Source organism: Candidatus Phytoplasma sp. AldY-WA1 (assembly GCF_020312115.2).
Taxonomy (GTDB): domain Bacteria; phylum Bacillota_I; class Bacilli_A; order Acholeplasmatales; family Acholeplasmataceae; genus Phytoplasma; species Phytoplasma vitis.
In genome coordinates, this window is sequence record NZ_JAHRHX020000071.1 from 1 (window position 1) to 2,786 (window position 2,786).

The following is a 2,786-nucleotide window of genomic DNA, read 5'->3' on the forward strand; positions in this document are numbered from 1 at the left end:
ATGATTTTAAAGAAATTGAATCATGATATTTTGATTTATTTTTTAATCTTTTTAAAAAAACTTGATATTTTTTTATTAGAAAATAAAGAAATAAATAATGAAAAAATAAAAGAAGAAATTGATAAATTAATTAAACAAATTAAAAATCTTTTATTTTATAAAGTGATTAATTTTAAATTTCCATTTTCGTTAGAAAAAGAAGATTTATTATTAACAACTTATCAACTCTTAGTAAAAAAAAATAAAATGTTGTTTAACATCTTATTGATAAGATTTGATTTGCATCATTTTTTTAAGATGGTTTTACATTATTTGAATTTTTATTAATCTAACAAATTTAATTTTTCAATAATAACATTAGTAGATTTTTTATTTTTTATATCTATACAATTGAAACCTTGAACACGTACTCCGGAACCTTGAATTAAATATTTACTTATAAATTTGACTAAGTTAAATTTACTAGAAACACAAGTAAAACATCGAGTTATTATTTTTCCTTTATTATCTTTTTTCATAGTATTAAAAGCCAATTTTACTACTGGAACAATATCTCCCATTTTATTTTGATAATAACTTAATTTAGGGTCGCATATAAGGCGTCCTACTAAATTAACTCTATTTTTAACAAATCCTACCATTTTTTTTATAACTCCTTTTTTTATTTTTTTTATATAATTCCCGTTTCTTGTAAAAAGATAACTGGTTTTGTATCTTATTTCATCACCAAAAACTATTCTGGTTTCAGTGCTTGCAAAATATAAACGTTCTTTTGCTTTAAAAGTCTCTTGTTCGCAACCAATTATAAAAACAATTTTTAACTTTAAACCCTTTATTTGATTTATAGTAGATAATAATATTTTATTTTTATCTAATCTTCTTTTTTCATTTTCTATAAATGTTTTTTCTAATTTTTTAACTTGTTTTTCTGCAAGTAATGCTTTTAATTTTTGAACTTTTTTTCATCTCTAAGAGGTTTTTTTGATCGTCCTTAGTAAGAAAAGGAATATTTTCATAAAATAAATTATCTTTTAAAGGTTCTAATAAATAATTTTTTCTAAATAAAATTGCGATATCCTCATATTTATAATCATAATTTTTAACTAAATCTTTAATTTTAGATACAATAAAAATATTTTCAAAAAAAACATTATCAGAATTAAAATATAAAATATTATCATTAAGAGATTTTTTTTAAAAAGTTTCTAATTTATATTTATTTTTTTTGTAATTCATAATTATAATTAATTAAATTATTTCATCAGTTAAATTGTTAATTGAATTTTTTTAAATCATCGTACATTTAACTTTTTAATCTAGATATCAATTCTTATTCTTTTTTAAATAATTCATCTTCAGAAATTTTAGTTCTTTTTTTGTTTAAATCATTTTTTTGTGATTCAAATACTGATTTAGAATTTAATGTATTAAATTTAAACTCTTTATCTAATTTACATTTTTAATCAAAATAAATTAATTTTTTCTTAATTTCAACTATAAAATTATCTAAATAATTTATTTATTGTACTCGTTATATCATTTATTACTTTTTTTTATTATTATCTTTTGTATTTTTATTTAATTTTTATTTAATTTTTATTTAATTTTTATTTAATTTTTATTTAATTTTTATTTAATTTTTATTTAATTTTTATTTAATTATGTTATATATTAGTAGTATAATATTTTTTTTAAAAATGTCAAATTGTTTATTTAAGTTGGTAATTTTTTTAATTTTTTAATTTGGTTTTTCATAATAATATCCTTTTGGTTTAATTAACAGTTTTATAACTTATTTTGGTTATTTTTTTGTATTTTTCTTAAATAAAAAAGAACTAATTTGATTTAGTTCTTTTAAGTTGGTAATTTTTAATTTTTAATTTGGTTTTCATAATAATATCCTTTTGGTTTAATTAACAGTTTATAACTTATTTTGGTTATTTTTGTATTTTCTTAAATAAAAAAGAACTAATTTGATTTAGTTCTTTAAGTTATAAAATAGTATTTTGTTGTTAAAAATTGTTTATACGTTTTGTTTTTTGTTTCGAGAATAAAAACCATTTGGAATACTGCACTATTTCAAAAAGTGTAAATAAATTCATTTTTAATACCGAAAAGACTAGTTAAAAATAATTAGTCTTTTTTGTTTTTAGTGAAACGAGATTTTGAAAATATGCAGTGTTAAAAAAACATTTACATTTTTTTATAACACTGCGAGCATCAACTAAATATTTAATCGATAAAATAAGAACGATCAATAAAATCAGTATTTGTTGTTATATTTATATTGATAAATAATAATTTCTTGATTGAATCATAATGGGTAGGTTTATGAACAGATATTCGAAAATCTAAATCTATTGTTTTTAATTCTTCTTTATTTAAATATAATACTTTTTGTTTTAAATTTAAATTGCTTTTCGTATTCGAGTATAAAAAATGAATTTGGAAATTATACTGATTTAAAATTTTAATTAAATAAAACCAATTTAAAATAATTATATTTTTATCTTCATTGTATATATGAAGGATATTTTCATTTGAAAATTCAATATCTATTCCTTTTCGAATTTTTACTGTTTTGTTCTGAATAATGAAATAATTTCGAGTTTCTGTTGATAAATCTTCTTCTTTTTGAGTTAAAGTATTTTGAAATTTTATTAATTCTGCTTTTTGTTGATCTAAAGATTCTTTTTGTTGAATTAAATCGTTTTGATCTGTTGTCCAAGATTCTTCTTTTTGAGTTAAAGTATTTTGAAATTCTATTAATTCTGCTTTTTGTTGAT

3 protein-coding genes and 1 pseudogene are annotated in these 2,786 nt (G+C 17.7%); 1 reads left to right on the top strand and 3 read right to left on the bottom strand.

Going from position 1 to position 2,786, the window contains the following annotated elements; all coding sequences use genetic code 11:
• A pseudogene (locus tag KTO59_RS03920) lies at nucleotides 1-327 on the top strand (hypothetical protein); the annotation flags it as partial.
• Here KTO59_RS03920 and KTO59_RS03925 read toward each other — a convergent pair.
• From KTO59_RS03925 to KTO59_RS03930, 3 genes are all read right to left on the bottom strand, one after another.
• Complete coding sequence (locus KTO59_RS03925; protein ID WP_284928743.1) at nucleotides 324-641, bottom strand: single-stranded DNA-binding protein; 318 nt, start codon at nucleotides 639-641, stop codon at nucleotides 324-326. The pseudogene KTO59_RS03920 and the gene KTO59_RS03925 sit on opposite strands and share 4 nt — an antisense overlap.
• 274 nt (nucleotides 642-915) lie before the next feature.
• Nucleotides 916-1,173 (bottom strand): 3'-5' exonuclease, encoded by a 258-nt coding sequence (locus KTO59_RS04625; RefSeq protein WP_445083523.1) that lies wholly within the window; start codon nucleotides 1,171-1,173, stop codon nucleotides 916-918.
• Between the two features lie 1,059 nt (nucleotides 1,174-2,232).
• On the bottom strand, nucleotides 2,233-2,786 hold a 554-nt coding region (locus KTO59_RS03930; protein WP_284928744.1), incomplete at its 5' end, for a hypothetical protein.

Bases quoted from the DNA above. Each gene is read 5' to 3' on its own strand.
- KTO59_RS03925 (WP_284928743.1), bottom strand. From the start codon at position 641: ATGGTAGGATTTGTTAAAAATAGAGTTAATTTAGTAGGACGCCTTATA.